Source organism: Pseudonocardia oceanicola (assembly GCF_047200735.1).
GTDB lineage: Bacteria > Actinomycetota > Actinomycetes > Mycobacteriales > Pseudonocardiaceae > Pseudonocardia.
This window is the reverse complement of the sequence record NZ_JBJZON010000009.1, coordinates 11,682-36,001: the sequence shown is the minus strand read 5'-3', so window position 1 is coordinate 36,001 and position 24,320 is coordinate 11,682. Positions and strand designations below refer to the sequence as shown.

At 75.8% G+C, this 24,320-nt stretch carries 20 protein-coding genes and 1 pseudogene; 6 read left to right on the top strand and 15 right to left on the bottom strand.

The genetic code is table 11. From position 1 onward, the window contains the following. Positions 1-38: 38 nt before the first annotated feature. The 3 genes from catA to ACL02T_RS15020 all read left to right on the top strand — a co-directional run bounded on the left by catA (position 39) and on the right by ACL02T_RS15020 (position 3,295). Positions 39-902 carry a catechol 1,2-dioxygenase gene (catA, locus tag ACL02T_RS15030; protein WP_412831330.1) on the top strand — a complete coding sequence of 288 codons (864 nt, stop codon included), beginning with the start codon at positions 39-41 and terminating at the stop codon, positions 900-902. Further along, entirely contained in the window at positions 899-1,192 is a 294-nt protein-coding gene (gene catC, locus ACL02T_RS15025) for a muconolactone Delta-isomerase (protein WP_412831329.1), read from the top strand. Before catA ends, catC begins: the two co-directional genes overlap by 4 nt. 804 nt (positions 1,193-1,996) lie before the next feature. Then, positions 1,997-3,295: a benzoate/H(+) symporter BenE family transporter gene (locus ACL02T_RS15020; RefSeq protein ID WP_412831328.1), complete on the top strand. Its 1,299-nt coding sequence runs from the start codon at positions 1,997-1,999 to the stop codon at positions 3,293-3,295. Position 3,296: 1 nt separating this feature from the next. Here the strand turns inward: ACL02T_RS15020 and ACL02T_RS15015 are convergent, their stop codons facing one another. Then, positions 3,297-4,199 carry an NAD(P)-dependent oxidoreductase gene (locus ACL02T_RS15015; RefSeq protein WP_412831327.1) on the bottom strand — a complete coding sequence of 301 codons (903 nt, stop codon included), beginning with the start codon at positions 4,197-4,199 and terminating at the stop codon, positions 3,297-3,299. Continuing rightward, positions 4,196-4,693 (bottom strand): GNAT family N-acetyltransferase, encoded by a 498-nt coding sequence (locus ACL02T_RS15010; RefSeq protein ID WP_412831326.1) that lies wholly within the window; start codon positions 4,691-4,693, stop codon positions 4,196-4,198. The genes ACL02T_RS15015 and ACL02T_RS15010 overlap by 4 nt, the downstream gene beginning before the upstream one ends. A gap of 184 nt (positions 4,694-4,877) precedes the next feature. On the opposite strand from ACL02T_RS15010, the gene ACL02T_RS15005 reads away from it, so the two are divergent. Together ACL02T_RS15005 and ACL02T_RS15000 are read left to right on the top strand one after the other, a co-directional pair. Beyond that, positions 4,878-5,735, top strand: a complete 858-nt coding sequence (locus ACL02T_RS15005; RefSeq protein ID WP_412831325.1) for an SCO6745 family protein — start codon at positions 4,878-4,880, stop codon at positions 5,733-5,735. Beyond that, the gene (locus tag ACL02T_RS15000) at positions 5,732-7,654 is read left to right on the top strand and encodes an AfsR/SARP family transcriptional regulator (protein ID WP_412831324.1); all 1,923 of its coding nucleotides are present in this window, start codon (positions 5,732-5,734) and stop codon (positions 7,652-7,654) included. The genes ACL02T_RS15005 and ACL02T_RS15000 overlap by 4 nt, the downstream gene beginning before the upstream one ends. 27 nt (positions 7,655-7,681) lie before the next feature. On the opposite strand, the gene ACL02T_RS14995 is transcribed toward ACL02T_RS15000, so the two are convergent. The 13 genes and pseudogenes from ACL02T_RS14995 to ACL02T_RS14935 all read right to left on the bottom strand — a co-directional run bounded on the left by ACL02T_RS14995 (position 7,682) and on the right by ACL02T_RS14935 (position 22,672). After that, positions 7,682-8,884 carry a carboxylate-amine ligase gene (locus tag ACL02T_RS14995; protein WP_412831323.1) on the bottom strand — a complete coding sequence of 401 codons (1,203 nt, stop codon included), beginning with the start codon at positions 8,882-8,884 and terminating at the stop codon, positions 7,682-7,684. Beyond that, positions 8,851-10,082, bottom strand: a pseudogene (locus ACL02T_RS14990) (RtcB family protein). Before ACL02T_RS14990 ends, ACL02T_RS14995 begins: the two are co-directional and overlap by 34 nt. Before the next feature lie 154 nt (positions 10,083-10,236). Continuing rightward, positions 10,237-11,316, bottom strand: a complete 1,080-nt coding sequence (locus tag ACL02T_RS14985; RefSeq protein ID WP_412831322.1) for a glycerate kinase — start codon at positions 11,314-11,316, stop codon at positions 10,237-10,239. Next, entirely contained in the window at positions 11,313-13,076 is a 1,764-nt protein-coding gene (gcl, locus tag ACL02T_RS14980) for a glyoxylate carboligase (protein ID WP_412831321.1), read from the bottom strand. Before gcl ends, ACL02T_RS14985 begins: the two co-directional genes overlap by 4 nt. Next, complete coding sequence (locus ACL02T_RS14975) at positions 13,073-14,020, bottom strand: 2-hydroxy-3-oxopropionate reductase (protein ID WP_412831320.1); 948 nt, start codon at positions 14,018-14,020, stop codon at positions 13,073-13,075. The genes gcl and ACL02T_RS14975 overlap by 4 nt, the downstream gene beginning before the upstream one ends. Further along, positions 14,017-14,793, bottom strand: a complete 777-nt coding sequence (locus tag ACL02T_RS14970; RefSeq protein WP_412831319.1) for a hydroxypyruvate isomerase family protein — start codon at positions 14,791-14,793, stop codon at positions 14,017-14,019. The genes ACL02T_RS14975 and ACL02T_RS14970 overlap by 4 nt, the downstream gene beginning before the upstream one ends. 171 nt (positions 14,794-14,964) lie before the next feature. Beyond that, positions 14,965-15,912 carry an allantoicase gene (gene alc / locus ACL02T_RS14965; RefSeq protein ID WP_412831318.1) on the bottom strand — a complete coding sequence of 316 codons (948 nt, stop codon included), beginning with the start codon at positions 15,910-15,912 and terminating at the stop codon, positions 14,965-14,967. Then, positions 15,912-17,210 (bottom strand): allantoinase AllB, encoded by a 1,299-nt coding sequence (allB, locus tag ACL02T_RS14960; protein ID WP_412831317.1) that lies wholly within the window; start codon positions 17,208-17,210, stop codon positions 15,912-15,914. The genes alc and allB overlap by 1 nt, the downstream gene beginning before the upstream one ends. Further along, positions 17,207-17,572 carry an allophanate hydrolase-related protein gene (locus ACL02T_RS14955; protein WP_412831316.1) on the bottom strand — a complete coding sequence of 122 codons (366 nt, stop codon included), beginning with the start codon at positions 17,570-17,572 and terminating at the stop codon, positions 17,207-17,209. Before ACL02T_RS14955 ends, allB begins: the two co-directional genes overlap by 4 nt. A 99-nt stretch (positions 17,573-17,671) precedes the next feature. Further along, positions 17,672-19,945 carry a xanthine dehydrogenase family protein molybdopterin-binding subunit gene (locus ACL02T_RS14950; RefSeq protein WP_412831315.1) on the bottom strand — a complete coding sequence of 758 codons (2,274 nt, stop codon included), beginning with the start codon at positions 19,943-19,945 and terminating at the stop codon, positions 17,672-17,674. Next, on the bottom strand, positions 19,942-21,282 hold the full coding sequence (locus ACL02T_RS14945) for an 8-oxoguanine deaminase (RefSeq protein WP_412831314.1): 1,341 nt from the start codon (positions 21,280-21,282) through the stop codon (positions 19,942-19,944). Before ACL02T_RS14945 ends, ACL02T_RS14950 begins: the two co-directional genes overlap by 4 nt. After that, the gene (locus ACL02T_RS14940) at positions 21,279-21,773 is read right to left on the bottom strand and encodes a (2Fe-2S)-binding protein (RefSeq protein ID WP_412831313.1); all 495 of its coding nucleotides are present in this window, start codon (positions 21,771-21,773) and stop codon (positions 21,279-21,281) included. The genes ACL02T_RS14945 and ACL02T_RS14940 overlap by 4 nt, the downstream gene beginning before the upstream one ends. Further along, the gene (locus tag ACL02T_RS14935; protein ID WP_412831312.1) at positions 21,770-22,672 is read right to left on the bottom strand and encodes an FAD binding domain-containing protein; all 903 of its coding nucleotides are present in this window, start codon (positions 22,670-22,672) and stop codon (positions 21,770-21,772) included. Before ACL02T_RS14935 ends, ACL02T_RS14940 begins: the two co-directional genes overlap by 4 nt. Before the next feature lie 93 nt (positions 22,673-22,765). Between ACL02T_RS14935 and ACL02T_RS14930 the strand changes: the two genes are divergently transcribed. Further along, a complete protein-coding gene (locus tag ACL02T_RS14930) occupies positions 22,766-24,286 on the top strand; it encodes a PucR family transcriptional regulator (protein WP_412831311.1) in 1,521 nt (506 codons plus the stop codon). Positions 24,287-24,320 lie beyond the last annotated feature (34 nt).

Here is a 24,320-nt window from a genome sequence, read left to right as displayed (position 1 = left end):
TCCTTCCGAACCGCACCGACGCGTCAGGAGACACGGACATGACCACCACCGAAAGCGGGCAGGCGATCAACCCCACCGCCGCGGGCTCGGGCCGCAACGCCACCGCCTCGTTCGCCAAGAAGGAGCGCGCCGCCGGGCCGGTCGACCACCAGCGGGTGTCGGCGATCGCGACCGACGCGATCCAGGCGCTGCACGAGGTGATCCGCAAGCACGAGGTCACCTACGCCGAGTACGACGCGCTGAAGGCGTGGCTGATCGACGTCGGCGAGACCGGCGAGTGGCCGCTGTTCCTCGACGTGTGGATCGAGCACGTGGTCGAGGAGGTCGCCAACGCCGACCGCAAGGGTGCCGTGGGCACCATCGAGGGCCCGTACTACATCCCCGGGGCGCCGGAGTTCACCAGCGAGGCCACACTGCCGATGCGCGAGGACGAGAAGGGCACCCCGCTGCTGTTCCAGGGCACGGTGACCGACCTCGACGGGGCGCCGATCGACGGGGCGCTGGTCGAGCTGTGGCACGCCGACGACGCGGGCTACTACTCGCAGTTCGCCCCGGGCATCCCGGAGTGGAACCTGCGCGGGCAGATCCGCGTCGGTGCCGACGGGCACTTCGCCTTCCACACCATCCAGCCCGCGCCGTACCAGATCCCGACCGACGGCTCCTGCGGCACGCTGATCGCCGCCGCCGGCTGGCACCCGTGGCGCCCGGCGCACCTGCACCTGAAGGTGTCGGCCCCGGGCACGCAGCTGGTCACCACCCAGCTCTACTTCGACGGCGGCGAGTGGGTCGACGACGACGTGGCCCAGGCCGTGAAGCCGGAGCTGATCCTGCGTCCGACCCCGGCCGCATCGGGCACCGGCAACGAGGTCACCTACGACTTCGCCCTGGACCCGGCCGAATGAGCGAGCTCTTCGCCGTCCGCATGGACGTGGCGCTGCCGCCGGACATGGACCCGGCGGCGCGCGCCGACCTCCTCGCCCGGGAGAAGGCCTACTCGCAGGAGTGGCAGCGGTCCGGGCACTGGCGCAACATCTGGCGCTGCGTGGGGGAGTACGCCAACCTCTCGATCTTCGAGGTCGAGTCCAACGAGCAGCTCCACCAGATCCTCTGGGGGTTGCCGCTCTTCCCCCACATGACGATGACGGTCACGCCGCTCGCCGGTCACCCGTCGGACGTCCACCTCGACAGCTGACCCGCGAGGTCACCCCTGCGCGGCACGCCCCCGTGCCCCGCCTCGCGCCGGGCACGGGCGGCGCCGCCGGCCCGTCCCGGCGATCCGGCCCTTCCGCCGACCCGGCCCTTCGCTCGACGTCACCGTCCGCGCGCCCGCGTCCGCGCCCGGGTGGCGCCCCGCACGTCCCGCACGCCCCCGCACGTCCCGCAGTACCCCTGCGCGGCGCGCGCCCGTGCGTCCCGCAGGTCCTCGCACGACGCCCATTCCCTTCCCCCGGGAGGCAACGACGACTTCGGTCGGGGAGAAGCGGGACGTCCCCCGGGACGTGCTCCGCCGCAGGACCGTCAGCTGGATCGTCGCGCTCGCGACCGTCGGCCTCGTCCTCGACGGCGACGACCTCGTCGTCTACGGCACGCTGCTCCCGCAGTTCCTGCGCGACCCGAGCCAGATCGGCGAGGTGACACCCGCCCTGGGCGGCGCGCTGGGCAGCTACGCGCTGATCGGCGCGCTGCCGCTGGTCACGCTGCTGCCGCTCGCGCTGGTGAAGATGCCCGAGGCGCCCGCGTGGCTGCTCGCCCGCGGACGGGTCACCGAGGCACGCGCACTGGCCGAGCGGACGGGCGTGGTGCTCGACGACGCGGCCGCGGTGCCCGCCACCGACGCGGCCCCCGCCGAGCGCGAGCGGGCGGGCTCGCCTCGCGGGTCGCCGACCGAATGGGTCCGAAGCCGGTCCTCGCCGGGTCGTTCCTGCTGGGCGCCGTCGTCCCGGACGGCGCCGGCCCGCCGGGGAGCACGACCCGTACGACCCGCACGGAGGCACCCGTGGCCACGCCCGACGTCCGAGGCCCGTCCAGCGACCCGTCGGCCGCGGCGACGCCGTCCCCGCCGCCGCGCTTCGAGCGGCCACCGGGGCCGGCGACCACCCCGCGGCGGTTCGTCCGCGACCTCGGCCCGCAGTACGTCGCCAACGGACTGGTCGGGCTGATCTTCGCCGCGACCGGACCGGTCGCGGTCATCCTCGCGGTCGGCGTGCAGGGCGGCCTCACCGAGCGCGAGCTGGCGTCCTGGCTGTTCGGGGTCTTCTTCCTCAACGGGATCCTCACCGTCCTCGCGTGCTGGCTCTACCGCCGGCCGCTCGCGTTCTTCTGGACGATCCCGGGCACCGTGCTCGTCGGGCCGGCGCTGGGCCACCTGACCTTCCCGCAGGTCGTCGGCGCCTACTTCGCGACCGGGCTGCTGATGCTGCTGCTCGGGCTGTCCGGCTGGGTACGGCGGGCGATGGCGGCCGTGCCGATGCCGATCGTGATGGGGATGGTCGCGGGCGTCTTCCTGAGCTTCGGGACCGGGCTGGTGCGCTCCGTGGCGGCGGACGTCCTGGTCGCGGCCCCCATGGTCGCGGTGTTCCTGCTGCTCAGCGCGTGGTCCGCGGCCGGGCGGAAGGTCCCGCCGATCCTCGCGGCGCTCGTCGTCGGCGTCGTGGCGGTGGCGCTGTCCGGCCGCTTCCGTCCCACCGGCGACGGCACGGGCTGGCTCGCCGCGCCGGTCCTGGTCGCGCCGCAGTGGTCGTGGCAGGCGATGGTCGAGCTCGTCCTGCCGCTGGCGATCACCGTGCTGGTGGTGCAGAACGGCCAGGGCGTGGCGGTGCTGCGGAGCGCCGGGCACGAGCCGCCGGTGAACGTCGCGACGATCGCCTGCGGGGCGTGGTCGCTGCTCACCGCGGGGGTCGGGGCCGTGTCGACCTGCCTCACCGGGCCGACCAACGCGCTGCTCACCGCCTCGGGAGAGCGGCACCGGCACTACGTCGCCGGCATCTGCTGCGGCCTGCTCGCCCTGGTGTTCGGCCTCTTCGCGCCCCTGTTCACCCGGCTGATGCTGGCCGCGCCGCCCGCGTTCGTGGCCACCCTCGGCGGGCTCGCGATGCTGCGCGTGCTGCAGTCCGCCTTCGTCACCGCGTTCGGATCGCGGTGCACCTTCGGGGCGCTCGTGACCTTCGTGGTGACGGTCGCCGACGTGACCGTGCTGAACGTCGGCGGCGCCTTCTGGGGCCTGCTCGCCGGGTTCGGGGTGACCTGGCTGCTCGAGCGGCGTGACCTCCGTGACCTGCGCGGGGCCGGCGCCTGACCTACTGCCGGCCGGGCCGGCCCGACCAGCGCGGTTCCACCTCCGCCTGCTCCCGGACGACCGCGATCATGTCCTCGGCGCCGAGGCCGAGGTCGGCGGCGGTCGCGAAGAGCTGCAGGCAGGCGTCCATCAACGGGGTGGCGGCTCCCGCCTCCCGCGCCGAGTCCCGTACCAGGCGGCAGTTCTTCAGGACGTCGTCGATCGCGGCCTGGGCGGAGAAGTCGCCGGCCAGCAGCTTGCCGAGCTTGGTCCGGGAGACCGCCGACGCCATCGGGCCGGCGTCGAGCACCTCGGCGAACAGCTGCGGGTCCAGGCCGTGCGCCGCGGCCAGCCGCCACGCCTCCGCGAGCCCGGAGACCAGCGTGATCAGCACGGTGTTCACCACGAACTTCATGCGCAGCGCCGAGGGGACGGGCCCGCACACCACGGTGCGCGCGCAGAGCGGGGCCAGCACCGGCCGGACCCGCGCGACGTCCGCGGGGTCGCCGGCGAGCATCGCGACCAGCGTCCCCTCCTCGGCCGGGGTGCGGGAGCCGGACACGGGCGCCTCGACGTAGCGGCCGCCGGCGGCCCGGAGATCGGCCTCCAGCCCGGCGGACCAGGCCGCCGCCCCCGTTCCGGTGTGGACGATCGTGCGCCCGGCGACGAGCCGGGGGAAGGCGGGTGTGTCCCGGCCCAGGACTGCGTCGACGGCGGCCTCGTCGGCCAGCATCACCAGCACCGTGTCGGCCTGCCCGAGCACCTCGGCGGGGGTCGCGGCGAGCCGCGCGCCCGCGGCCACCGCCGGCTCGGCCCGGGCCGGCGTCCGGTTCCAGACGACGAGGTCGTGCCCGGCCTCGGCGAGTCGCACCGCCATCGGCAGCCCCATGAGCCCGAGGCCGAGGAACCCGAGCGGCGGGGTCACGCCGGACCCCGCGGGTGCAGGACGTACTCCACGCCGTCCGTGGCCCGGTGCCGCGTCACGGGCACCCGCCGCGCGGCGCTGCGGACGAGCCCGTGGGCCGCGAGGTTTCCGTGCGCCACCAGGGCGTGCAGGGTCCGGTCCCGGTGACGGGATGACCCCAGCTCGGCCGCGAGCAGCGCCGTGCCGACACCGCGCGCCTGGTACGCGTCCGCGACGAGCGCGCACAGCTCGGCCCGCTGCTCGCCGTCCGGATGCACCCCGAGGAGCCCCACCGGACGGCCCACCGACGCGACGAGGGTCCGGCCCTCGTGGAGGGTGCGCGCCAGCCTGCCCAGCACCTCCGCCCGCGGTGGTGCGCCGGCCCCGAGGAAGCGTGCGGCGAGGGCCTCCGGGCCGCAGAGCTCGACGACCGCGACGACGTCCGTCCAGCTCGCCGTGGTGACCCGGAGCCCGACCTGCGCGACCGGGCGGTCGTCGGGTGGTAGGACCGGCATGGCGGGAGCTCCCTTCGGGCGGGGCCGACCCGCCCATGTCAGGACCCGCGACCGCTCGCGGGCAACGGCGTCCGGCCACCACGTCAGCCGGGCGTCAGACGGTCGGCGGCCGCACTGACGTCAGGCTGACGCAGGCCGGCCCGACCCCTTGCCGCGGGCGCCGCACCCGATCTACGTCTGGCACATGGACCGGGCGGCGCGGGAGCGCGAGCTGTGGCGGGTGATCGAGGCGGTGCACGCCGTCGTCTACTTCGCGCCGGACCCGGCCGACCGGCTCACCGCGCTCGGCCTGCGCGGGTTCTGGCGCCGCTACTTCGCGGCGCGGGCGGCCGCGCTCGGCCCCGTGCCGGCCGCGGTGGTCACCGCGCTCTTCCACGGCTTCGCCCCGCGGATGGTCGAGCGCGCGGTGCCCGCGGTGTGGGAGATCGCGCGGCCGGGGGCGGTGACCGAGGCCCGCACGGCCGGTGCCGCGGCCGCGCTCGCCCGGCTCCGGCCGGACGGGTGGGACCCCGGCCCGGCGCTGGCGCTGCTCGCCGCCGCCCGGCCGCCGTCGTTCGGGGGGCGGGCGCTGGCGGCGGCCCACGCGGCCGTGCCCGAACCGGCCGACGATCTCGCCCGGCTGTGGCACGCTGCGACCGTGCTGCGCGAGTACCGGGGCGACGGGCACGTGGCGGCGCTGGTCGCGGCGGGCGTCGACGGCGCGGGGGCGAACGTGCTGCTGGCCGCGCTCGGGTCGCTCGTCGACCAGCAGCGCGAGTTCCGCGGCTGGACGACCGGGGAGTGGACCGCGGCCGGCGCGGCCCTGCGGCTGCGCGGCTGGCTCGACGCGGACGGCGCCGTCACCCCGCGCGGGCGCGAGGCGCGCGTGGTGATCGAGCACTGCACGGACGACGCCGCCGCACCCGCGTTCGCCGGGCTGGACGACGCCGCCCTCGTGCACCTGCTCGACGCGCTCGCCCCGCTCGCCGCCGCCGTCGTCGACACCGGAGCGGTGCCCTACCCGAACGCGATGGGGGTCGCGGCCCCGGCGGCCCTCCGGTGACCCCGCGCTTCCTCGTCCTCGGGCCGCCCGCCGTCCGGGCCGTGGACGGGCGGGCGGTGACGCTCACCGGCCCCCGGGACCGGGCGATCCTGGCGGCCCTGCTCGCCCGACGGAACCGCACGGTGGCCGTCGAGGTGCTCGCCGAGGCGGGCTGGGGCGCGGAGGGCGGATGGACCCCGAACGCCCTGCAGGCTCGCATCTCGCACCTGCGCCGGTTGGTCGGGCCGGACCGGATCGTCCGCGAGGGCGGGCACTACCTGCTGCGGACCGGCCCGGACGAGGGCGACGACGACCTGCTGCGCGAGGCCCTCGACCGTGCGCGGGCCCGGCTGGCCGCAGGCGCTCCGAAGGAGGCCGCGGCCGCGCTGGAGGAGGGGCTCGCCCTCGTCCGCGGCGAGCCGTACGAGGGCGCCGACGCGTGCGCCGCGGTCACGCCCGCCGCGGGTCGGCTGCGGGAGCTGCTCGTCGCGGTCCGGGAGGTGCACGCCCGCGCGGTCCTCGAGGCCGGCGACGCCCGCGGCGCCGCCGACCTCGCCACCGCCCTGGTCGCCGAGGACCCGCTGCGCCAGCACGCCCAGGCGGTGCTGGTGGAGGCGCTCGACCGGGACGGGCGCCGGGCGGAGGCGCTGGCCGGCTACGCGCGCGCCCGCCGGGTCCTGGCCGAGGCCGCCGGGCTCGAGCCCGCGCCGGAGCTGCGGGCCGTGCAGGCCCGGATCCTGGCCGACGAGCGGTCCTCGGCCCGGCCGGAGGCGGCCGGACCGGGCGTGCTGCAGCCGCCGGACATGATCCGCTGGCTCGCTCGGCACGGGCACCGCCAGGCCGCCCTGGATCTCGCCGTGCGGTGTGCGTGGGGCTGGTGGCTCGCGGGTGACCGGGGGCGCGGCCGCCGGCTGCTGCTCGACCTGCTCGGCGACCGTCCCGACTCGACGACCGCGCGGCTCTGGGCGGCGGCGCTGGCCGCACACGACCGGGACGAGCCCGCGGCGCTCGCGGACGTGCGCACCCTGCTCGACGGGCACCTCGCCGCCGGCGGCCGCATCGAGAGCTCGGTCGACGGGCTGGCCCTGCTGGTGCTCGCCGACCGGCACGCCGAGCGTGGCGAGCCCGACCGGGCGACGGCCCTGCTCGCCGCGGCGCGGCCGGCCGTGGAGGCGGTCGGCGACCCGTGGGGCACCGCGCTCGACGACCTCGTGCACGCGCGCGTGCGGCTCGCGGCCGGCCGTGCGGACGAGGCGCAGGCCCGGGCGTCGGCCGCGCTCGCGGTGTTCGAGTCGCTGCCCGACGCGGCCGGCCGGATGCGCGCCCTGGAGCTGCTCGGCTACCTCGACGAGGTGGCGGGCGACCTCGGCCGCGCCGCGCGCCGCTACGGCGACGCGCTGCTGCTGGCCGTGCAGGGCGGCTGGCCGCACGCCCAGTGCCACCTCTCCGTGCGCCTCGGCAGCGTCACCGACCTGCGCGGCGACCACGCCGGCGGCCGGCAGCGGCTGGCCGAGGCGACGGCGCTCGCCCGGCGGGTGGCGTCGCCGTCCCTGCTGGCCTGGGCGGGCAACACGCTGGCGCTCGCCGACGCCCGCGCCGGCCACCGGGCGGCCGCGGAGCGCGGACACCGGCAGGCGCTGGGCTGGTACCGGTACGCGGGCTCGGTCGCCGGGGTCGCGATGACGGCCGCCGCGCTGGCCCGGGTCTCGACGTCGGCCCGAGCGGCCGCCCTGCTCGACCAGGCCGAACGTGCGGCCGCAGCGACGCGGGACCCCCGGGCCGTCGCCTACGTCGTGGAGGGGCGGGCGCTCACCGCCCGCACCGACGAGCGCGCCCGGCACTTCGTCGCACTGGCCCGGCGGCTGCGGGCCGAGGCCGGCCGCCCGCGGGTGCCCGGCGAGCAGCCGGACCTCGACCGCCTGGAGGAACGCCTCGGGTGAGGCGGGGCCGTGGGTCAGGCGGGGCCGTCAGTAGGCGGCGGCGTCCCGCGGCCCCACGGGCAGGGCGTCGAGCACCACCGCCCTGAGGTCGCCGGTCGCGCGGAACACGGCCCGCTGCCGCTCGGCGCCCGTGCCCCGGCGCAGGACGGCCTCGAGGCGACCGGACACCGCCTCCAGGTCGCCCGCGTCGGCGAGGGCGTCCCGGACGTGGGCGAGGAGCCGGTCGAGCACCGTCCGGGCCGGGGCGGGCCGCCACGTCGCCGGATCGACGAGATCGGCGGAGACGCCCGTGCGCGCCGCACGCCAGGACGCGAGCCGGAGGACCTCCGTGCGCACGGGATCGGCGTCGACACCCGCCCGCCACTCCCGGACCGCGGTCTCGACCAGGGCCCGGACGAGCGCGGCGACCAGCACGGCGTCGTCGGCCTCCCGGCAGACGTCCGCGACGCGGATCTCGACGGTCGGGAGGTGCGTCGACACCCGGGCGTCGAAGTAGAGCATGCCGGCGTCGAGGAGGGTGCCGGTGCCGAGCATGGTGTCGGTGAGGGCCCGATACCCGGCCGCCGAGCCGAACGCTCCGTACGGGCCCGCGGAGGGCCAGCGCGGCCACACCTGCGCCCGGTAGCCGGCGTAGCCGGTGTCGGCGCCGGCCCAGAAGGGCGAGTTCACCGACAGCGCCAGCAGCGGCGCCAGCCACGGGCGGATCCGGTCGAGCGCGGCGACGGCCTCCACGTCGTCCGCGACGCCCACGTGCACGTGGCAACCACAGGTCAGCTGCTCGCGGCCGATCAGGCCGAACCGCTCGACCATCCGCCGGGACCGCTCGTTCGGCGAGGGCGTCGGCTCGACGTCGAGGGGATAGGTGGCCAGCGGCGCCACGGCGACTCCGGTCACCTCGGCCGCCGACTGTGCGGCGGCGCGCGTGCGACGGATCTCCTCGGCGAGGTGGGCGAGGTCGCGGCAGGGGCTGGTGCCGGTCTCGAGCTGCTCGCGCTGCAGCTCGGCGCAGAGATCGCCGGCGTCGGGCGCCGACCTCAGGAGGCTGGTCGCGACCGCCCGTGCCCGCCCGGTCACGGGGTCGACGAGCAGGAACTCCTCCTCGACACCGACGGTGCGCGGGCCGGAGGCACCCGGCGACCCCGCGTGGTCCGGGGCCGCGAGTGGGGTGTCGACCGTCGTGCGGGTGTCCGCAGGGTCTACAGCGTCCACGGTGTCCGCGGGATGCGCCATCGCCTCCGCCCTCCGTCGTCCCGGCGACGCGGGCACGGACCGGCGTCGCCCTCGTGCAGCGGCTGGTCGCTCAACCGATCCGGGTGTACCCGGAGCGGCACCGCGGGAATCCCGGAGCCGCTGACCGCGGTCCGCCGGGATGCCAGGCTCGGCGGCGGCTGCACCACCGGGCGCTGGCCTGCTACGCCGAGGCCTGTCTGGCGCTGGCCACGCCCACCGAGCTGGCCGGCGCCGAGCGCAGCGCCCGCGAGCTGGTCCGCGCCGCGCCGCTCGACGAGATCGCCCTTGACGTTCACGAGCTGGCGCAGGGTGTGGCGGACCTCGACGAGGTCGGCGGCGTCGGCCATCACCACGTCCATGTCCTTGTACGCGGCGGGGATCTCGTCGAGGAACGCGGCGTCGCGGCGGTACTCGATGCCGGCCATGGCCTTGTCCATGTCCTCGAGCGTGAACGTCCGCCGGGCCGCCCGGCGGGCGTAGGCGCGGCCGGCGCCGTGCGGGCTGCTCGCGAAGCTCGCCGGGTCGCCCCTGCCGGTCACGACGTAGCTTGCGGTGCCCATCGAGCCGGGGATCAGGCCGGGGCGGCCCGCGTCCGCCCGGATCGCCCCCTCATCTCCTCGCGATTGGCCAGCGCGAAGTGCTGTGCCCATTCCAGGTCGCGGACGTACTCGTCGAACTCGCGGGTGCCCTCGGTGAGGTGCGCGAGGTCCCGGTCCGGCAGGCGCAGGTCGCGGCACCGCTCCTGCGCGACGCGGATGTGGTGGCGCGCGATCGCGTTGCCGATGCCGCGCGAACCGGAGTGCAGGAACAGCCAGAGCGTGCCGGTCTCGTCGGCCGTCAGCTCGATGACGTGGTTGCCGCTGCCGAGGCTGCCGAGCTGGAGCTCCCAGCCCACCCGGGTGAGGTCCCCGTAGAAGGACAGCCGGTCACCGGCCTCCTCGCTCAGCGCGGCGACCCGCGGCGCCGCCGTGTCGCCCACCGTGCGGTGGTGGTGGCCCGCGCTGAGCGGGATCCGCTTCTCGACCGATCGCCGCAGGTCGCCGAGGGCCCGGCCGCCCAGGTCATCGCGGGTGAACTGCGTGCGGACGGCGATCATCCCGCAGCCGATGTCGACGCCCACCGCGGCGGGCACGAGCGCCTCGACGGTCGGGATGACCGAGCCGACGGTGGCGCCGGCGCCGAGATGGGCGTCGGGCATCAGGGCCAGGTAGGGCTGCACGAACGGCATCGCGGCCGTCCGCTCGGCCTGCGCGAGCGTGGCGGGCTCGAGGATCGAGGCCCAGCTGTGGAGCTTGTCGTTGATCTTCTGCACGAGTCCTCCCGTCCGGGGCGTTCCCCGTCCGGGCCCGATCTCACCCGAGCCGGGCCCCGATCCGGCGCAGCAGCGCGCCCGCCTCGGTGAGGCACCTGTCCGGGGCGAGGTCGACGAGGGCGTGCGCCTCCCGGATCCCCGCGGCGGCGAGCTCGGCGGCCGACACCTCGCACCGGCCACACACGGCGATCACCGGCACGCCGGCCGCCCGCGCTGCCGCGGCGACACCGGCGGGTGCCTTGCCGTGCAAGGTCTGCGCGTCGAGCGCCCCCTCCCCGGTGACGACGAGTGCGGCGCCGGCCAGGTGCTCCGCGAACCCCACCAGCTCCAGCACGACCTCGATGCCCGGACGCCGCCGGGCACCGAGCACGCCCAGGGCGGCGAAGCCGACGCCGCCCGCGGCCCCGGCGCCGGGGACGTCGGGTGCGCTCCCGACCAGCCGCACCCAGTGGGCGAGGCCCGCCTCCAGCGCGGCGACCTCCCGCGGACCCGCTCCCTTCTGCGGGCCGTAGACGGCGGCGGCGCCGTCCGGGCCGAGGAGCGGGTTGTCGACGTCGCAGGCCAGCACGAGCTCCACCTTCCGCAGCCGGGGGTCCAGCGCGGTGAGGTCCAGGCGCACAGCCTGCGCGAGCGCGGCCCCGCCGTCGGAGACGGGGTCGCCCGTGGCGTCGAGGATCCGGGCGCCGAGGGCGGCGAGCAGGCCCGCGCCGCCGTCCGTGCACGCGCTGCCGCCGACGCCGAGCACGATCGTGTCGACGCCCGCGTCGAGCGCCGCGGCGACGAGCTCGCCGGTCCCGCGGCTGGTCGCGCCCAGCGGGTCCGGCCCGTCCGGCAGCAGGGCGAGCCCCGACGCCGCCGCCAGCTCGACGACCGCGACGCCGTCGCGCACCGCGACCGCGGACTCCACCGGCTTGCCGGTCGGTCCGCACACCGTCACCGGCACCCGGCCGAACCCGGCGGCGAGGGCGGCCTCGAGGGTGCCCTCGCCGCCGTCGGCCACCGGCAGCTCGCGGGCCTCGCGCCCGGCCGCGCGGAGGCCGGCGGCCAGGTGCGCCGCGGCCTCCGCCGCCGTGAGCGAGCCCTTGAACTTGTCCGGCGCGACCAGCACGTGTCCGGTCACGGGAGCGGGATCGTCGCCGTCGGGGCGTGCTCGCGGGTCGTGGCGAGCTCCTCGAACTCCACGACGGCGTCGATGTCCTGCCCCATCGCGATGTTGGTGACCCGCTCCAGCACGACCTCGACCACCACCGGCACGCGGTGCAGCCGGGCCAGCTCCTGCGCCCGGGCGAACGCGGCCGGCAGGTCGGCCGGGTCGGTCACGCGCAGGGCGTTGCAGCCCAGGCCCTCGGCGACCTTGACGTGGTCGACGCCGTACTTGTCCAGCTCCGGCGAGTGGATGTTGTCGAAGCCGAGCTGCACGCAGTAGTCCATGTCGAACCCGCGCTGCGCCTGCCGGATCAGCCCGAGGTAGGAGTTGTTCACGACCACGTGCACGTACGGCAGGCTGAACTGCGCGCCGACCGCCAGCTCCTCGATCATGAACTGGAAGTCGTAGTCGCCCGAGAGCGCGACCACCGGGGCGTCCGGGTCCGCGACCCGCACCCCGAGCGCCGCCGGCACGGTCCAGCCCAGCGGCCCCGCCTGCCCGCAGTTGATCCAGTGCCGGGGCCGCTGGACGTGCAGGAACTGCGCGCCCGCGATCTGGCTGAGCCCGATCGTGCTGACGTAGCGGGTGTCCGGCCCGAACGCCTTGTTCATCTCCTCGTACACCCGGTGCGGCTTGATCGGGACGTCGTCGAAGTGGGTGCGGCGCTGCAGGGTCCCCTTGCGCTCGACGCACTCCCGCACCCACTCGGTGCGGCTCGGCAGCGCCCGCTCGCGGGCGGCCTCGAGCATCCGGCGGAGGAACGCGCCGGCGTCGGACACGACCCCGTAGTCCGGGGCGAACACCCGCCCGATCTGGGTGGGCTCGACGTCGACGTGCACGAACCGCCGCCCGCGCCGGTAGACCTCCAGCCCGCCGGTGTGCCGGTTCGCCCACCGGTTCCCGATGCCCAGCACGAGGTCGGAGGCGAGCAGGGTCGCGTTTCCGTAGCGGTGCGAGGTCTGCAGCCCGGCCATGCCGGCCATCAGCGGGTGGTCGTCCGGGATCGCACCCCAGCCCATCAGCGTGGGGATGACGGGGACGTCCAACCGTTCGGCCAGCTCGACGAGCTCGGCGCAGGCGTCGGCGTTGACGATCCCGCCGCCGGCGACGATCACCGGCCGCTCGGCGGACGCGAGCAGGTCGAGGACCTTCTCGGCCTGCGCGCGGGTCGCCTCGGGCCGGTGCACCGGGAGCGGGGCGTAGGTGTCCGGGTCGAACTCGATCTCCGCCTGCTGGACGTCGATCGGCAGGTCCAGCAGCACCGGTCCCGGCCGGCCGGACCGCATGAGGTGGAAGGCCTGCGCGAGGGCGCCGGGCACCTGGGCGGGCTCCCGGACCGTCATCGCCAGCTTGGTGACGGGCGCGGCGATCGCCGCGATGTCGACCGCCTGGAAGTCCTCCTTGTGCAGCTTCGCCACCGGCGCCTGGCCGGTGATCGCGAGGATCGGGATCGAGTCGGCCATCGCCGAGTACAGGCCGGTGATCATGTCGGTGCCGGCGGGACCGGAGGTCCCCACGCAGACGCCGCTGTTGCCGGCCTTCGCGCGGGTGTAGCCCTCGGCCATGTGCGAGGCGCCCTCGACGTGCCGGGCGAGGACGTGGGTGAGCGTCCCGTCCTGGCGCACGGCGTCGTAGAACGGGTTGATCGCGGCCCCGGGCAGGCCGAAGAGGTGCGTGACGCCCTCCGCCCGCAGGATCGCGACGGCGGCGTCGACGGCGCGCATCCTCGTCATGACCGTGCCCTCCCGTCTGCGTGGCCCCGTCCGGACAGCTGCTCGACCTGCAGCAGCAGCGCGCTGTGGTCGAGCCCGCCGTGCCCCTGCGCCCGCAGCGACCCGACGAGCTGGGCGACGTGCGCGCCCAGCGGGATCGCGACGCCGGCCTCCCGGGCCGAGGCGGTGACGATGCCGAGGTCCTTGTGGTGCAGGTCGATCCGGAAGCCGGGGGCGAACGTGCGGGCGCGCATCGTGGCGCCCTTGCGGTCGAGCACCGTGCTGCCGGCGAGTCCGCCGCCGAGCACCGCGAGCGCGGACTCGGCGTCCACACCGTGCGCCTCCAGGAACACCAGCGCCTCGGCGACGAGTTGGATGTTGCCGGCGACGATCAACTGGTTGGCCGCCTTCACGGTCTGGCCCGCGCCGGAGGGGCCGACGTGGACCACGGTCTTCCCGACGACGTCGAGGAACGGCCGCGCCGCCGCCACGTCGTCGGCCTCCCCACCGACCATGATCGACAGGGCGCCCTCCACCGCAGCGGGCTCGCCCCCGCTGACCGGGGCGTCGACCGGGCGGATGCCGCGCTCGCGCTCGGCGTCGGCGATCCGGCGGGCGACGTCCGGGCGGATGGTGGAGCAGTCGATGTGCAGGGTGCCGGGCTTGGCGTGGGCGAGGATGCCGTCCTCGCCGAAGACCAGGGCCTCGACGTCCGGGCTGTCCGGGACCATCGTGATCACGACGTCGGCCTCGCGGACCGCGTCGGCGGTGTCGGCGGCGGCGCGCCCGCCACGCTCGACCAGGACGTCGACGGCGAGCCGGGACAGGTTGTGCCCGATGACGTCGTGGCCCGCCCGCACGAGGTGCGCGGCCATCGGGCCGCCCATGATGCCGAGGCCGATGAAGGCGATCGTGCTCTTTCCGGGCGTGCTCTCTGTGGGATCGGTCTTTTCGGGAGTGGTCACGAGGACTCCTTCAGCCACGCGAAATCGGGTCGCGTGGGGACGTATTCGAGCGCGGTGCGGCCGGTGTATCCGGCCGTCCGCAGGGAATCGAGCAGGTGGTCGAAGTCGAGTCCGCCCGTGCCGGGTTCGTGTCGGCCCGGGGCGTCGGCGAGCTGGACGTGGGCGATGCGGTCGGTGTAGCGGGCGATCACGGCGTCGAGGTCCTCGCCGTTGACCGCGAGGTGGTAGAGGTCGGCGAGCAGGCCGAGGTGGGGCGCGCCGACCCGGCCGAGCACCGCGACGGCCTGCGCGGCGGTGCGGATCGGGTAGCGGTCGGTGCCGCTGAGTGGCTCGACGACGACGGTCGCGTCGATCCGCCCGGCCTCCTTCGCGGCGTGCGCGAGGTTCTCGGCGGCGAGCTCGTCCTGCCCGGTGGCCCCGTCGATCCGGTTGCCGTACAGGGCGTTGAAGATCCCGGCGCCGAGCCGCTCGCCGAGCCCGACGGCCACGGCGACCGAGTCGCGGAACTCCTGCTCCCGACCGGGCCAGGAGACGAGCCCGCGGTCGCCGGCGCGCATGTCACCGGCTGCGAAGTTGAGCCCGATCAGCTGGACGCCCGCGTCCTCGATCGCACGGGCGAAGCGGTCGACCTCGGTGTCGGACGGGGCGGCGGTGGGGAAGGGCCACCAGAACTCGACGGCATCGAACCCGGCGTCGGCGGCCGCACGCGGCCGTTCGAGCAGGGGCAGATCGGTGAGCACGATGGAACAGTTGAGGGCATGACGAAACGCCACGAGATTTCCTCCGGGATGTTCGCATTATGGAGCCATAATGCGATTTCGAGGGCCTCTGAGTCGCGTTATGGAACCATAATGCGCTCGGAGGCGGGTGCTGGAAGCGTTATGGAACCATAATGCGGGCCGAGGGTCGGTCTGGAGGCGTTATGGAGCCATACTGCGGTCGGTTCATTGGGCGGCCTCCCAGCGGGTGCGGAGGGACTCGCGGCCGGCCTCGGTGGGGCTGCCCCACAGGCGTACCCGGGAGAGGCCGCCGTCCGGGTGGATGTCGAGGCGTACCTCGCTGACCGCCGGGCGGTCGGCGAGGACGAAGCGGTGCCGGGTGTCGGGCTGCAGCGGGGTGTCCAGCAGGTCCTGCCAGGCTCCCTCCCCGCTCCGGCCGCGCAGGACCGCCGAGCCGGGCGCGTTGTACAGGAAGTACGAGGTGTCGATCTCGGCCACGGCGATCCGGCCCTCGGTCCCCAGGCCGAGCTCGACCCAGTCGTTGCCGGCGTCGCGGCGCCGCGCGGTCTCCCAGCCCTCGCCCATGGAGCGCGCCGGTCCGGGCAGCAGCAGGTTGTGCGGGCTGCTGTAGAAGCGGTTCGACACGTCGCGGACGTGCCCGCCGTTCTCGATCGCCGCCAGGTCCACGGTGCCGAGCACGTCGAGCAACGCCGGGTCCGGCAGGGCCTCGCCGTGCACGCGCAGCCGGGCCACGCCGCCGTCGGGCACGATCCGCAGCCGCACGTGCGTGACGCGCTTGTCGCTCCGCACGTCGAATGCGTTCTCCGAGTCCCCCTTGAGCGGCGAGAGGGGCACGAGCCCGAACCAGGTGCTCCCGTCCGCGGACCCGTCCACCGCGCCCTCCGGCGGGTAGTTGCCGGTGAACCAGGTCGTGTCGACCACGACCCGCCGGACGACCCCCGGCGCGCCGAGCCGGACGACGGCCTCGTCGTGCCCGGGCGTGCGACGCCGGCGGGTCTCCCAGCCGTCGTAGACCTTGCCGCGGTGCCCGAACGTGGTCGGGTCGAACACCGGCGGGCCGGGGACGATCAGGTTCTCCTTGGCCGCGAACGACTCGTCGGTCGCCGAGACCACGGCGCCGCCCAGGGTGCGCAGGGCGAGGTCCGGGTGCATCAGGCGTCTCCTCTGCCGATCAGCCGGCCCGCGGGCCGGTCGGGGTCCACCCGCCGGCCGCGCAGCCAGGTGCCGCGGACGACGCCGTGCAGCGTGCGGCCGGCGTACGGGGTGGTGGGATGGCGGTGGGCGAGCGTGCCCACCGCGAAGGTCTCGTCGGGGGCGACGATCGCGAGGTCGGCCGCGGCCCCCGGGGCGATGCGGCCCTTGTGGCGCAGGCCGACCAGGTCGGCCGGGGCCGTCGCCATCCGGGCGACGACGTCGGCGAACGACCAGCCGCGCCGGCGCGCCTCGGTCCAGACCACGGGCAGCCCGATCTGCAGCGACGCGATGCCGCCCCAGGCCGACCCGAAGTCGCCGGTGCCCTTGAGCTGCGGCGTGGCGGGGGAGTGGTCGCTGACGACCATGTCGATCACCCCGTCGGCCAGCCCCTGCCAGAGGGCGTCCCGGTTGGCCTCCTCGCGGACCGGTGGGCAGCACTTGAAGCGGGTGTCCCCGTCGGGCACCTCCTCGGCGGTCAGCGCGAGGTAGTGCGGGCAGGTCTCGACGGTGATCCGGACGCCGTCCGCGCGGGCCTCGGCCAGCAGCGGCAGCGCGTCGGCCGACGACAGGTGCACGACGTGCACCCGCGCGCCCGTCTCGCGGGCCATCCGGACCAGCCCGGCGATCGCCGAGTCCTCGGCGGCGCGCGGGCGGGAGGCCAGGAAGTCCCGGTAGCGACGGCCGTGGGCCTCGCCGACCAGGGCGCCGTCCTCGGCGTGCGCGAGCAGCAGGCCGTCGAACGAGGCCAGCTCGCGCAGCGCCTCGCGCGGGTCCGGCAGGGCCGGGAACTCGGGGACGCCGCTGTCGAGCAGGAAGCACTTCACCCCGAACACGCCGGCCTCGTGCAGCGCGCGCAGCTCGCGCTCGTTCCCCGGGATCGCGCCGCCCCAGAACCCGACGTCGACGGCGCACTGTCGGTCGGCCGCCTTGCGCTTGATCTCCAGCGCCGGGACGTCGACGGTGGGCGGCAGGGCGTTGAGCGGCATGTCGACCAGCGTCGTGACACCGCCCGCCGCGGCCGCCCGGGTCGCGGAGGCGAACCCCTCCCACTCGGTGCGGCCGGGCTCGTTGACGTGCACGTGCGTGTCGACGAGGCCGGGGACCAGCACCTCGTCGGCCGCAAGACGGATCTCGGACGCGTCGACCGGGGTGTCGAGCGCGAGGACGGCTTCGATCCGGTCGCCGGCCACGAGCACGGCGGCCGGCCGCTCCGTCCCCTCGACGACGGCGCGGGGTGCGCGGAAGACGGTCCTCACGACGCCTCCCGGTAGGCCCGCCAGCTCGCCAGCTCCGAGATGTCGGTCCGCGGCGCGGGGTGGTCGGCCCGCAGGACCATGGCGAGCGACCCGGAGCCGTCGGCCAGCTCGACCACGCCGAGCTCGAGACCCTCGGGCTCGCCGGGCAGCAGCACCTCGCGAAGCTGCGCGTACGTCATCTCGTAGACCTCGCCCTCGACCGCGGCGGCGCCGCCCTCCTCGAGGGCCGGGTACCGGCCGTCGACGGCGTGGAATCGGTAGCGCGGGGCGGTCCGGGTGCGGGCGACGAGCGGCGCGTCGCCGACGAGGTGGTGGTCGGCCCCGCCGGACATGGCGGTGCCGTTGAGGAACATGCGCGGCATGCCGGCTCCTCTCGTGAGTGGCATGGGGGACGGCGGCCGGCGAAGCCGGCGGGGTGGGTGGGTAGGGCAGATGCATGGCGCCTGTCGCCACTCACAGGGTCAGAAGGTGATGTGCTCGGGGCGGATCGGGACCCGGCGCAGGGCCTTTCCGGTGGCGGCGCGGACCGCGGCGGCGACGGCCGGGCCGGAGGAGATCGTCGGCGGCTCGCCCACCCCACGGACGCCGTAGGGCGCGTGCGGGTCGGCATACTCCAGCACCTTCACCTGCATCGGCGGCATGTCGAGGATCGTGGGGATCAGGTAGTCCGTGAAGGACGGGTTCTTCACGTGCCCGTCCTGCACCACGACCTCCTCCATCAGCGCCAGGCCCATGCCCTGCGCGCTGCCGCCCTGGATCTGTCCGACGACGGCGTCGGGGTTGAGCGCCCGGCCGACGTCCTGCGCGGTGTCCAGCGCGACGACCTTGACGAGGCCGAGCTCGGTGTCGACGTCGACCACGGCGCGATGCGCGGAGAAGGCGTACTGGACGTGCGCGTTCCCCTGCCCGGTCTCCTCGTCGATCGGGAAGGTCGGGCGGTGCCGCCACTCGACGGTCTCCTCGACCGGCTCGTCGAGCACCTCGACCAGACCCGCGACGACCTCCCCGGACCCGGCGACGATCTTGTCGCCCTCCAGCCGGAGGTCGTCGCGCTGCAGCGCCTCCGCCGCGCGCCGCAGGACCGAGGTCCGCACCGCCTCGCACGCCGCCTTGACCGCACCGCCGGTCACGTACGTCTGCCGGGACGCCGACGTCGAGCCGCCCGAGCCGACGCTGGTGTCCTTCGGGTGCACCACGACCTGGTCCACGCCCAGCTCGGTGCGGCAGATCTGCTGCTCGATCGTGATCAGGCCCTGCCCGACCTCGGCGGCTGCGGTGTGCACGGTGGCGACGGGCGCGCCGGCGACCGCCTCCAGCCGCACGCGGGCGGTGGAGTAGTCGTCGAACCCCTCGGAGAACCCGACGTTCTTGTACGTCACCGCGTACCCGACCCCGCGCACGACGCCCTCGCCGTGCGTGGTGTTGGAGACCCCGCCGGGCAGCTGGCGGATGTCGCGCTCGCCCTCGGGCTCCGGCGGGAGCGGCAGGTCCCGCACGGTCCGGATCAGCTCGGCCACGGGGGCCGCCGAGTCGATCACCTGCCCGGTGATGTTGTGGTCGCCCTCCCGCATGCCGTTGCGCGCCCGGATCTCCACCCGGTCCACGCCGACCCGGTCGGCCAGCTCGTCCATCAGCGCCTCGTGCGCGAACGCGGCCTGCACGCAGCCGAAGCCGCGCATCGCGCCGCAGGGCGGGTTGTTCGTGTAGACCCCGCGGGCGTCGACGTGCACGCTCGGGATCCGGTACGGGCCCAGGCCCAGCGTGCCGCCGTTGCCGACGACCGCGCCGGTCGACGACGCGTAGGCGCCGCCGTCGAAGAGGATGTCCGCCTTGGCGTAGATCAGCTCACCCTCTTCCGACGCCCCGAACTCGTAGCGCAGCCAGGCCGGGTGCCGGTGGACGTGCCCGAAGAAGGACTCGTCCCGGGCGTAGCTCATCTTCACCGGCTTGCCGGTGTGCAGCGCGAGCAGGCACGCGTGGACGTGCATCGACAGGTCCTCGCGGCCGCCGAACGCACCCCCGACACCGGCGAGGGTGAGCCGGACCTGCTCGGGCGGCAGCCCGAGCACCCGGCAGACCTGGCCCTGGTCGACGTGCAGCCACTGGGTGGCGACGAAGAGGTCGACGCCGCCCTCGCCGTCGGGCACCGCGAGCCCGGACTCCGGCCCGAGGAAGGCCTGGTCCTGCATGCCGACCTCGAAGTCCAGCGCCACCACGACGGGAGCGGTGGGGGCCGGGTCGCCGCGCCGGATCTTCATGGCGCGCACCAGGTTGTCCTCGCGGGAGGTGTGCACGAGGGGGGCGTCGGCGTCGAGCGCGCGGCGCGGGTCGGTGACGGCGGGCAGCACCTCGTAGTCGACGACGATCCGCTTGGCGGCGCGGCGCGCGGTCTCGGGGTGGTCCGCCGCGACGAGCGCGACGGGTTCGCCCTGGTAGCGGACCACGCCGTCGGCCAGGGCGGGGGTGTCGAGGTGCTCGAGCCCGACGGCGTTCTCGCCCGGGACGTCGGCCGCGGTGAGGACCGCGGACACGCCGGGGACGCGCAGCGCCTCGGTGATGTCGATCGCGCGGATGCGGGCGTGCGGGTGCGGGCTGCGCAGCGTGACGCCCCAGACCATGTCGTCGTGCCACAGGTCGGACGAGTAGGCGAACTCGCCCGTGACCTTCAGGGTGCCGTCGGGGCGGAGCGGGGAGTCGCCCAGCCTGCCTGCAGTCCGGGTCTCGGTACTGGTCATGACGCCTTCTCCAGCAGGGTGCGGTGGACGCGGGCGCATTCGCGCGCCACGGCGTCCGTGTCGACGGTGACCACGCGGTCGTGCTCGACGACCGGGCGGCCGTTCACGAGCAGCAGGTCCAGCGGCGGCGGCGAGCCGAGCACGAGCGCCGCGACGGGGTCGGCGACGTCGGCGTGCCCCAGCCCGTCGAGGCCCCAGAGGGCCAGGTCGGCGAGCTTGCCGATCTCGATCGAGCCGATCTCGTCCTGCCGGCCCAGGACCCGGGCGCCACCGAGGGTGGCCAGCTCCAGGGCGTCCCGGACGGTCAGCGCCGTGGGGCCGCCGACGGCGCGGGCGAACAGCACCGCGTGCCGGACCTCCTCCAACAGCGAGCCCGCCTCGTTGCTCGCGGCGCCGTCGACGCCGAGGCCGACGCGGGCGCCGGCGTCGCGCAGGTCGCGGGTGCGGGCGATGCCCGCGCCCAGCCGGGCGTTCGACGACGGGCAGTGCGCTACCCCGGTCCGGGTCGCGCCGATCCGCTTGACCGCCGGGTCGTCGAGGTGGATGGCGTGGGCGAACCACACGTCGTCGCCGGTCCAGCCCAGGCCCTCGACGTACTCCAGTGGCGAGCAGCCGAAGCGCTCGCGGCAGAAGTCCTCCTCGTCGAGGGTCTCGGCGAGGTGGGTGTGCAACCGGACGCCGCGCCGGCGGGCCAGCTCGGCGGACTCGCGCATGAGGTCGCCGGTCACGGAGAAGGGCGAGCACGGGGCCAGCGCGACCTGCAGCATCGAGCCCGGCGAGGCGTCGTGCCACCGGTCGATCGCCGCCTCCGACGCGGCCAGCACGGCGTCCCGGTCCTCGACGACGTGGTCCGGGGGCAGGCCGCCGTCCTTCTGCCCGAGGTCCATCGAGCCGCGGCAGGGGTGGAAGCGCAGGCCCACCTCGGCGGCGGCGCGGATCTCGGCGGCGAACACGTCCCCGCCCTCGCGGGGGAAGACGTAGTGGTGGTCGGTGCTGGTGGTGCAGCCGGTCAGCGCGAGCTGGGACAGCGCGCCGGTGGCGCCGGTGTGCACGGCGTGCTCGTCGATGCCGGCCCACACCGGGTAGAGCGTGGTGAGCCACTCGAACAGGGTCGCGTCGACCGCGAGGCCGCGGGTGACCCACTGGTAGAGGTGGTTGTGCGTGTTGACGAAGCCGGGGGTGAGCAGTCCGCCGCGGGCGTCGACGACGTCGTGGCCCTCGCGGTCGGGCGCCGGGCCGGCACCGACGGCCGCGATCCGGTTCCCCTCGACGACGACGTGCCCGCCGGCGATCTCCGCGCCGGTCACGGTCACGACGTGCGCGTTCTCGATGATCATCGCTTCGCCGCCGCCGCAGCCCGCGCCGAGTCGATGCGCGCTCCGCTGGCGCTCCGCACGGCGTCCAGGATCTTCTCGTAGCCCGTGCACCGGCAGAGGTTGCCGGCGAGGGCCTCCCGGATCTCCGGGTCGCTCGGCTCGGGGTTGCGCTCCAGGAGGTCCTTGGTGGACATCAGGAAGCCGGGGGTGCAGAAACCGCACTGCACCGCGCCCTTCTCCACGAACGCCTGCTGCACGGGGTCGAGCTCCTCGCCCGCCAGCCCCTCGACCGTCGTGACCTCGCGGCCCTGCGCCTGGCCGGCCGCGACCAGGCAGGCGCACACCGGGGTGCCGTCGAGGTAGACCGTGCAGGAGCCGCACTCGCCCTGCTCGCAGGCGTTCTTCGAACCGGGCAGGCCGAGCCGCTCGCGCAGCGCGTAGAGCAGGCTCTCGCCCTCCCAGACGTCGTCGGCCTCGCGGCGGGTGCCGTTGACCGTCAGCTCGATCCTCATGCGGCGGCGCTCCTGTCGGTCCCGTCGGTCCCGTCGTCGTTGCGGTAGGAGTCCCAGGCCCAGGTCGCGGCGCGGCGGGCCATGACGGACAGGGCGTGGAGGCGGTACGTGGCGCTGCCGCGGACGTCGTCGATGGGGGCCGCGGCGTCGCGGACGCGGCGGCCGAAGTCGGTGGCGAGGCCCTCGGGCAGCGGGCCGCGGGAGTCCCACAGCCCGGCGGCCTCCAGCTCGCCGGCGAGGAAGGCGGCGGCCTCGGGGGCCGGGCGCGGGGTGGGTGCGGCCGACCCGATCCCGGTGCCGACGACGCGGCGGTCCGGGTGCAGCGCGAACCCGAAGGCGGACACCGCGATCACCATGGCGTTGCGGGTGCCGATCTTGCAGAACTGCTGCGGGCCGGCGGGCGGGGTGACGCGCACGGCGGCGATGAGCTCGTCGGGCTCCAGCACGCTGCGCTTCACGCCGGTGAAGAACCCGGCGACCGGCACCACGCGCGTCCCGCGTACCGAGGCGATCTCCACCTCGGCGAACGCGGCGAGCAGCGCCGGGTGGCTGTCCCCGGCCGGGGAGGCCGCGCCCAGGTTCCCGCCGACCGTGCCGCGGTTGCGGATCTGCGGCGACCCGACGGTGCGCGCGGCCATCGCCAGGCCGGGCAGCGTGCCGCCGAGCTCGCTGATCACCCGGCTGTAGGTCACGCCGGCGCCGAGCCGGATGCGGCCCGCGTCGCGCGACCACTCCTGCAGCTCGGGGACCCGGGTGAGGTCCAGCAGCGCGGCCGGGCGCCGGTGGTCGAAGTTGAGCTCGACCATGACGTCCGTGCCGCCCGCGACGGGCAGGGCGTCGGGGTGTGCCGCCTTGGTCTCGAGGGCCTCCGCCCAGGAGGTCGGCGCCAGGAAGTCCATGCCGAGAAGTACAGCGCGCGCTCGTGACCGCCACGAGTCGCTGCCGCGACGAACCCGTGGCGGTCCCGGGCGGCACGGTTGTACGTTCCTCCAATGCTGCTGCGCGACCTGGTCGGGCGCCCCGAGCTGAAGCTGCGGTTGCTGCACGGCGACGCGGCGGCGCTCGAGCGCCCGGTGCGCTGGGTCTACACCACCGACCTGCCCGATCCCGGCCGCTACCTCTCCGGGGGCGAGCTGGTGATCAGCGGTCTGGTGTGGCGGACGGCCGAGGCGGACACCGAGCGGTTCGTGGGGGCGCTCGCGCGGGCGAAGGTGGCGGCGCTGGCCGCGGGCGCGGCCGTGTTCCACGGGATCCCCGACGATGTCGCGGAGGCCTGCCGCCGGCACGACGTCCCGCTGCTGGAGGTGCCCGAGGAGGTCTCGTTCGCGGCGGTGACCGAGTACGTCGTCGGCTCGGTCACGGCGGCCCGGGGCGACCGGCTCGCCGTCACGGTGGGGCGGCAGCGCCAGCTGCTCGCCGCGGTGGCCAGCGGGCTGGGGCTCGACGAGCTGACCGCGCAGGTGGGGGCCGCGATCGGGCGGACCTGCCGGGTGTTCACCGCGGCCGGGCGAGCGCTCGCGGCCGGGCCGGAGCCGCTGCCCACGATCGAGCTCGACGTCGCGGTGCGGACCTTCCTCACCGCGGACCGGCTCCCCGCGGTCACCACCCGCGGACCGGCGCGCACGGTGTTCCCGGTGGGGCCGTCATCGGAGCTGCGGTCGACCTCGTGGTTCGTGGCGGTCGACGGCGCGCGGCCGGACTGGGACCAGGAGACGGTCGAGGCGGTGGGCGAGCTGGTGGCGATCGCCGCGCTCGACCGGGCCCGGCGCAGCGAGGGGCTGCGGCTCGCGCGCGACATCGCCGACGACGCGATCGCCCTGGTCGCGGAGGGGGCGGGGGAGCGGCCGGAGCTGCCGGTGCGGCTGCGGCAGGCGGGGCTCGACCCGTCGGCGCCGCTCGCGGTGGCGGTCGCGGGGTTCAGCGGGCCGGGGCGGGTGGAGACCGCGCGCTCGGTGCTGGTCGACGCCGCGGCCCACCTCGGGCCGCCGGTCGTCGGGACCTACGAGGGGCTGGCCGTCGCGCTCGTGCCCGGGGACACGGCGGTGCTCGACGCCGCGCTGGCCCGCCTCGAACCCGGGTTCGCGTCGGAGAAGCTCGCGGTCGGGGTGAGCCGGCCCGCGGCCCTCGCCGCACTCACCGGGGCGTTGCAGGAGGCCGTGCACGCCCGGACGCTCGCGCAGCAGCGCCCCGGCGCGGTCGCGGTGGTCACGGCGTCGGAGGTGACCTCGCACGTCGCGCTGCTCGCGGCGGTGCCCGACGACGTCCGCCGCACCTTCGCCGACCGGGTGCTCCGCCCGGTCCTGGCCTACGACGAGCGCAACGCGGCCGGGCTGCTGGAGACCCTCGAGGCGTTCCTGGACTGCTCGGGCTCGTGGAGCCGCGCCGCGGAACGGCTCCACCTGCACGTCAACACCGTGCGCTACCGGATCGGGCGGGTGGAGGAGCTGACGGGCCGCAGCCTCGCCGACTTCCCCGACCGGGTCGACCTCTTCCTCGCCCTCCGCTCCCGCTGACGCAGTACGGAACCACAACGCGGGAATCGGGCCG

What these genes read in the sequence shown, in the direction of transcription:
- ACL02T_RS15005 (WP_412831325.1), top strand. Translation starts at nt 4,878, where the DNA reads ATGGACCGGGCGGCGCGGGAGCGCGAGCTGTGGCGGGTGATCGAGGCG.
- ACL02T_RS14955 (WP_412831316.1), bottom strand. Translation starts at nt 17,572, where the DNA reads ATGCCGCGCATGTTCCTCAACGGCACCGCCATGTCCGGCGGGGCCGAC.
- alc (WP_412831318.1), bottom strand. Translation starts at nt 15,912, where the DNA reads ATGCACCCGGACCTCGCCCTGCGCACCCTGGGCGGCGCCGTGGTCTCG.
- ACL02T_RS14930 (WP_412831311.1), top strand. Translation starts at nt 22,766, where the DNA reads ATGCTGCTGCGCGACCTGGTCGGGCGCCCCGAGCTGAAGCTGCGGTTG.
- ACL02T_RS14940 (WP_412831313.1), bottom strand. Translation starts at nt 21,773, where the DNA reads ATGAGGATCGAGCTGACGGTCAACGGCACCCGCCGCGAGGCCGACGAC.
- ACL02T_RS14935 (WP_412831312.1), bottom strand. Translation starts at nt 22,672, where the DNA reads ATGGACTTCCTGGCGCCGACCTCCTGGGCGGAGGCCCTCGAGACCAAG.
- ACL02T_RS14945 (WP_412831314.1), bottom strand. Translation starts at nt 21,282, where the DNA reads ATGATCATCGAGAACGCGCACGTCGTGACCGTGACCGGCGCGGAGATC.
- gcl (WP_412831321.1), bottom strand. Translation starts at nt 13,076, where the DNA reads ATGACGAGGATGCGCGCCGTCGACGCCGCCGTCGCGATCCTGCGGGCG.
- ACL02T_RS14995 (WP_412831323.1), bottom strand. Translation starts at nt 8,884, where the DNA reads ATGGCGCATCCCGCGGACACCGTGGACGCTGTAGACCCTGCGGACACC.
- catA (WP_412831330.1), top strand. Translation starts at nt 39, where the DNA reads ATGACCACCACCGAAAGCGGGCAGGCGATCAACCCCACCGCCGCGGGC.
- catC (WP_412831329.1), top strand. Translation starts at nt 899, where the DNA reads ATGAGCGAGCTCTTCGCCGTCCGCATGGACGTGGCGCTGCCGCCGGAC.
- ACL02T_RS14950 (WP_412831315.1), bottom strand. Translation starts at nt 19,945, where the DNA reads ATGACCAGTACCGAGACCCGGACTGCAGGCAGGCTGGGCGACTCCCCG.
- ACL02T_RS15010 (WP_412831326.1), bottom strand. Translation starts at nt 4,693, where the DNA reads ATGCCGGTCCTACCACCCGACGACCGCCCGGTCGCGCAGGTCGGGCTC.